This window comes from Otariodibacter sp. (genome assembly GCF_029256985.1).
Lineage (GTDB): Bacteria > Pseudomonadota > Gammaproteobacteria > Enterobacterales > Pasteurellaceae > Otariodibacter.
The window spans coordinates 21,136-27,511 of record NZ_JARIDQ010000006.1; the positions used below are offsets into that span (position 1 = coordinate 21,136).

General features: G+C 35.7%; 6 protein-coding genes. 3 read left to right on the plus strand and 3 right to left on the minus strand.

Features of this window, described 5'->3' with window-relative positions:
* Nucleotides 1–36 precede the first annotated feature (36 nt).
* Both groL and Q1J40_RS00725 read right to left on the minus strand, forming a co-directional pair.
* A complete protein-coding gene (gene groL / locus Q1J40_RS00720) occupies nt 37–1,680 on the minus strand; it encodes a chaperonin GroEL (protein ID WP_301098124.1) in 1,644 nt (547 codons plus the stop codon).
* 20 nt (nt 1,681–1,700) lie between these two features.
* Nucleotides 1,701–1,991, minus strand: a complete 291-nt coding sequence (locus Q1J40_RS00725) for a co-chaperone GroES (RefSeq protein WP_301098125.1) — start codon at nt 1,989–1,991, stop codon at nt 1,701–1,703.
* Nucleotides 1,992–2,176: 185 nt separating this feature from the next.
* Between Q1J40_RS00725 and Q1J40_RS00730 the strand changes: the two genes are divergently transcribed.
* Both Q1J40_RS00730 and Q1J40_RS00735 read left to right on the plus strand, forming a co-directional pair.
* Complete coding sequence (locus Q1J40_RS00730; RefSeq protein WP_301098126.1) at nt 2,177–2,734, plus strand: GNAT family N-acetyltransferase; 558 nt, start codon at nt 2,177–2,179, stop codon at nt 2,732–2,734.
* A 3-nt stretch (nt 2,735–2,737) separates the two neighbouring features.
* Nucleotides 2,738–3,889, plus strand: coding sequence for an alpha/beta hydrolase family protein (locus tag Q1J40_RS00735; RefSeq protein WP_301098127.1), 1,152 nt, complete (start codon nt 2,738–2,740; stop codon nt 3,887–3,889).
* Between the two features lie 87 nt (nt 3,890–3,976).
* Here the strand turns inward: Q1J40_RS00735 and Q1J40_RS00740 are convergent, their stop codons facing one another.
* The gene (locus tag Q1J40_RS00740; protein ID WP_301098128.1) at nt 3,977–4,861 is read right to left on the minus strand and encodes an NAD(+) kinase; all 885 of its coding nucleotides are present in this window, start codon (nt 4,859–4,861) and stop codon (nt 3,977–3,979) included.
* A gap of 139 nt (nt 4,862–5,000) precedes the next feature.
* On the opposite strand from Q1J40_RS00740, the gene Q1J40_RS00745 reads away from it, so the two are divergent.
* Nucleotides 5,001–6,376, plus strand: a 1,376-nt coding sequence (locus Q1J40_RS00745) for an ATP-binding cassette domain-containing protein (protein WP_301098129.1), incomplete at its 3' end; no start/stop codon positions are given.

Sequence of the window (6,376 nt, forward strand, 5' to 3'; positions counted from 1 at the left end):
TAGTGGAGTTTTTTTATTTAATGAGTTAAGCGAAAATTACATCATTCCGCCCATTCCACCCATACCGCCCATTCCAGCGTCTAGGGCTGCTTTGTCATCTTTTGGAAGATCTGTGATCATACACTCTGTAGTAATCATTAAACCAGCAATAGAAGCTGCGAATTGTAATGCAGAACGAGTTACTTTAGTTGGATCTAAGATACCCATTTCTAACATATCACCGTATTCTTCTGTTCCTGCATTATAACCATAGTTACCTTTACCATCTTTAACGTTACGAGCAACAACAGATGCTTCTTCACCCGCATTGCTAACGATTTGACGTAATGGGGATTCCATTGCACGAAGAGCTAATTTAATACCGACATTTTGATCTTCGTTGTCGCCTTTTAAACTTTCAGCTACTTTAGTTGCCGCACGTACTAATGCAACACCACCACCCGCAACAACACCTTCTTCAACGGCTGCACGAGTTGCATGAAGAGCATCATCAACACGATCTTTCTTCTCTTTCATTTCAACTTCAGTTGCTGCACCAACTTTAATTACTGCAACACCGCCTGCTAATTTAGCAACACGTTCTTGAAGTTTTTCTTTATCGTAGTCAGAAGTTGAATCTTCAATTTGTTGGCGGATTTGAGTAACACGTGCTTTGATTTGCTCTTCATCACCCATACCATCAATGATAGTTGTATTATCCTTAGTGATCACAACACGTTTTGCTTGACCAAGTTCTTCAAGTGTTGCTTTTTCTAATTCCATACCAATTTCTTCAGAAATTACAGTACCTGCAGTTAAGATTGCGATATCTTGTAACATCGCTTTACGACGATCACCAAATCCTGGAGCTTTTACCGCAGCCACTTTCACGATACCACGCATATTATTCACAACTAAAGTTGCAAGCGCTTCACCTTCAAGATCTTCAGAAATGATCAATAATGGTTTACCAGCTTTAGCAACCGCTTCTAATACTGGTAAAATTTCACGAATGTTAGAGATTTTTTTATCAACTAAAAGGATATAAGGATTTTCTAACTCAACAGTACCTGCTTCTGGTTTGTTGATGAAATATGGAGAAAGGTATCCGCGATCGAATTGCATACCTTCAACAACATCTAAAGCATCTTCTAATCCAGTACCGTCTTCAACAGTGATAACACCTTCTTTACCTACTTTTTCCATTGCTTGAGCAATTAATTTACCCACTGTGCTATCTGCGTTTGCAGAAATTGTACCAACTTGCTCGATCTCTTTTGAAGTTTCACATGGTTTTGATAATGTTTTAAGCTCTTCAACTACAGATAAAACTGCTTTATCGATACCACGTTTTAAATCCATTGGATTCATTCCTGCGGCAACAGCTTTTAAGCCTTCATTAATAATAGATTGTGCTAATACTGTCGCAGTTGTTGTACCATCACCTGCAGCATCATTTGCTTTTGATGCTACTTCTTTAACCATTTGTGCACCCATATTTTCGAATTTATCTTCTAATTCGATCTCACGAGCCACAGAAACACCATCTTTAGTAATTGCTGGAGCGCCAAAAGCTTTATCTAAAACTACGTTACGTCCTTTTGGACCCAAAGTAACTTTTACTGCATCTGCTAATACATTTACACCTTTTAGCATTTTGCTACGAGCATCGTTACCAAATTTTACATCTTTTGCTGCCATATTCTTAATTCCTCTTCTAATTATTCTTCAACAATTGCTAAAATATTTTCTTCAGAAACGATTAGCACTTCTTCGCCATCAATTTTTTCTGGTTTTATGCCGTATTCATTAAAAATAACTAAATCACCTACTTTTACATGCATTGGGTGAATATTACCATTTTCTAAAAGACGACCTTCACCTACAGCTAATACTTTACCGCGAGTAGATTTAGCTGCTGCAGAACCTGTTAAAACGATTCCACCTGCTGATTTTGTTTCTTCTTCTTCACGTTTTAAAATTACTTTATCGTGTAACGGACGAATTTTCATTGAAATAGCTCCCTAAATAAATTAATAAATTTGCCATGCTGGCATAGCGTAGCACTATTTGGAGGTAAAATTTTTGTTTTCAAGAGAAGGTCGATAAAATTTGTAAATTTTTTAGTGCATCTAACTGCTTATTTATTACAATGTAAGTTATTTAAATAATCTTAAATATGAGGAAAAGATAAAATATGTATTCGCATCAAATTCCACATAAAATAAGAGTAAATTCAGATATCATTCTTGAAAAAATTGAACAACAGCATGCAATTTCATTATTTACACAGCTAGATAAACATCGTCAATTCTTTAAACAATTTGTTGATTGGATTGATTTTAACAAGACAGTAGAGGATAGCCTGAATTTTGTGAATACAAGCAAAAAAGAAGCTGAAGATGGTCTTGGGTTTGTTTGGGTAATTTCTTATAAAGGGGATGTTGTTGGGGCGTTTTCGTTGAATAACCCGATAGATTGGGAGAATAAAATCGCAGAATTGGGCTATTGGCTTTCGCCAGATGTACAAGGTAAGGGTATTATTACTCAGTCAGTTAATCAAGTAATAGAAGAAACAAAATCACTTTTTAATCATTACCGATTACGTTGTGCCGTGCATAATCTGAAAAGTAATGCTATAGCGGATCGTTGTCAGTTTCAATTTATAGGAGTAGAAGGAAAAGGATTGAAAATAGGTGAGCAATACTATGATTTAAATATCTATAGTAAAATATTATTAGTTAGAGAGAGATAAACTATGGAAAAGCATTCTTTAGAAAGAGGGAATCTATTAACATCAGAATTCATTGCGACAATAGATAAAAATAATATTAATAGTTATTTTCCTGAACGAGAAATGATGGAAGGTAATATTGATAATTTACCAAAATATAATATTGATTTGTATCGAATTACGTACAGTTCTATTTATAAAAATTTACCTGTGGTTCTTTCGGGATTAATTGTTGTTCCTAAAAAAGAGGGAAAGCTTAATCATATACAATATCATCATGGAACACTTTATCCTTATGCTAAAGAAGAAGGATGGGGAAGTTTGGATGCTCCCTCTTTATATGATGGTCGAGGACCTAAGATACCGATGGCATTTTATGAAACTCGCTTAAATGCTAACTATTTGGGATCTTATGGTTATTTAGTGAGTTTGCCTGACTATGCAGGTTATGGTGTTTCTCAAAATTTGGAACATCCTTACTGTATCAATTCAGAACTAGCCGAAGAATCGATTGATATGATTTTGGCAACAAGAGAGTTTGTAAAATCTAAAAATATAGCTGTAAATGATGGGGTATTTTTATCAGGTTGGTCTGAAGGTGCTTCTGTTGCTGTCGCAACACAAAAACTTATCGAAGAAAATTATAAAGGGAGACTTAAAGTTTTAGCTAATGCTCCAATGTCGGGATATTTAAATACAGAAAATATGAAACCTATCTTATCTCAAGCTCCACATATTAATGAAGATTTAGGTGGCGTATTAGATTTTTTTGCGTGGGTATATTATACATATAATAAATTCAGTGATAACCCTATGGAATTAAGCGAGCTTTTTAGGATTCCAGTCAAAAATGAGTTAGATTTTTTAATAAATAGATCTTCAAATATTCCCGCTTTAGTATTTAAACATCTGGATGAAAAAGCACTGAAACATTTAGAAGCCCAAGTTGATAAAAATAATCTTGCAGTGGGATGGAAACCTATTTCCCCTTTAATTATTTATCATGGCACAGCAGATAAAACTGTTCCATATGAGAATAATCCAGAAGTTGCACTAAATAATTATCAGCAATATGGAGGAAATGCTAAATTAGTTAAATTTGAAGATCATGATCATCACTCACTGGGGTTGCTTCAACTTAAAGATATGATTTCTGAATTTGAAAAAATAATGTAAATGACAGAAATAGCCCATTTTACTTTGTATTATTTAGATTCGATAAATTAAATTGTAGATATTGGGCTAACTTGTATCATGAACTACTTAAAATAATTTACTTAACCAACCTAATTTAGAACCTAGTACATTAAAATAGTTATAATCTTTTAAATGTAATAACTGCAGGCTATCTTTGCTTTTTTGTACGATAACACGTTCATCAGAACTGAATGGTAAAAGGCGCTGACTATCACAACTTACCACTAAGTGAGGTTGGTTGTATTGAGCAAATCGAAGTGAAATCATACTATCTCCATCAATGACTAATGGACGAGAAGATAGGCTATGCGGATTCATTGGTACGAGTGCAATCGCATTCAAACTTGGTGTTAAAATTGGACCACCAGCAGATAATGAATAAGCAGTTGAGCCTGTTGGTGTTGAAATAATTAAACCATCAGAACGTTGAGAAAAAGCAAACTTCCCACCGATACTCACTTCAAAATCAATTGTTTTAGCAATTTGGCTAGAATGGACTACGATCTCATTTAATGCATTATTTGATTCAATGATTTTACCGTTTGATTCAATTTTAGCTTCTAATAAAAAGCGATTTTCAATGATAAACTCTTCTCTTTCTAAGCAACGATAAAGCTGTTCAAATGCCGTTTGGGGAGCAATATCTGTTAGAAAACCGAGATTACCTCGATTGATGCCAATTAAAGGCACATCATATTGGGCTAAACGCCGTGCCATGCCTAGCATATTACCATCACCACCGATTACAATCACTAAATCGGCTTGTTCCCCAATTTCTGCAATCGTACTTGCATTGGGAAGATTCAGTTGAGCAGCAATTTTACTTTCGACTAATAATTTATACTTTCTATCTTTGAGCCAGTTATAAACAGCGATATGTGTTTCGAACGCAATATCATAACGGGGTTTACCTACAATTGCGATCGTTTTGAAACGGCTATTTTGATTCATAATCTTTACCTAATGGAAAATCTGCCGATATATTATTACGCTACTGCCAATTTGTAAAATTTCTTACCAAACTGACCGCTTACAAGCGCCCGCAAAACTGCTAGAATTAGAGCAAATTTATTTATGAGAAAAAGAGAGTATGGCATTAATTAATCTTTCAAATGCTTATTTAGGCTTTGGCGATCACCCTTTGCTCGATAATACCGAATTACATATTGAAGCTGGCGAGCGAGTCTGTTTAGTGGGGCGAAATGGGGCAGGTAAATCGACCCTAATGAAAATTTTAGCTAAAGATATTCAATTGGATGACGGAAAACTCATTTTTGAAAAAGATATCGTTGTTGCACGTTTAGAACAAGATCCGCCTCGTCACGCAGAAGGCACTATTTTTGATTATGTGGCAGAGGGCATTGCTCACTTAGCCGATTTATTAAAACAATACCATAATATTTCACTGCAAATGCAGACGGATTATAGCGAAGCATTGATGGCTAAACTTTCCAATGTTCAAACTCAACTTGAGCATGCAGATGGATGGCAGTTTGAAAATCGCATTCAAGATACTTTACAACTACTTGAATTAAACCCAGATACACCGTTATCTGCATTATCGGGGGGGTGGTTACGTAAAGCAGCATTGGCACGAGCGTTAGTGTCCGACCCTGATGTTCTATTACTGGATGAACCAACCAACCATTTAGATGTGGATGCAATTGCGTGGTTAGAAAATCTATTATTAGATTTTAAGGGGAGCATTATTTTCGTATCACACGACCGTGCATTTATTCGCAAAATGGCGACACGCATTGTGGATTTAGATCGTGGGAAATTAGTATCTTATCCCGGAAATTACGATTTATACCTAGAAACAAAAGCTGAGGAATTGCGTGTTGAAGCCTTACAAAATGAACTTTTTGACAAGAAATTAGCTCAAGAAGAAGTGTGGATCCGCCAAGGGATCAAAGCTCGTCGTACACGTAATGAAGGTAGAGTAAGAGCCTTAAAAGCATTACGAGAAGAACGCCGTAATCGTCGTGAAGTATTAGGAACTGCAAAAATTCAGATCGATCAGACCGCTAAATCGGGCAAAATCGTGTTTGAATTAGAAAATGCTAGCTATCAAATTGACGGAAAATGTTTACTTAAAGATTTTAGTACCAAGATTTTACGAGGCGATAAGATCGCTCTAGTCGGCCCAAATGGTTGCGGTAAAACAACCTTCATCAAATTATTACTGGGAGAATTACAAGCCTCATCAGGTTCAATCCATTGTGGCACAAAACTAGAAGTCGCTTATTTTGACCAATATAGAGCCGAGCTCGATCCTGAAAAAACAGTAATGGACAACGTGGCGGATGGTAAACAAGATGTTGAAGTCAATGGTGTAAAACGTCACGTACTTGGTTATCTACAAGATTTCTTATTCCCACCAAAACGTGCAATGACACCCGTTAAAGCCTTATCAGGTGGAGAACGTAACCGTTTATTATTGGCTAAATTATTACTGAAACCGAA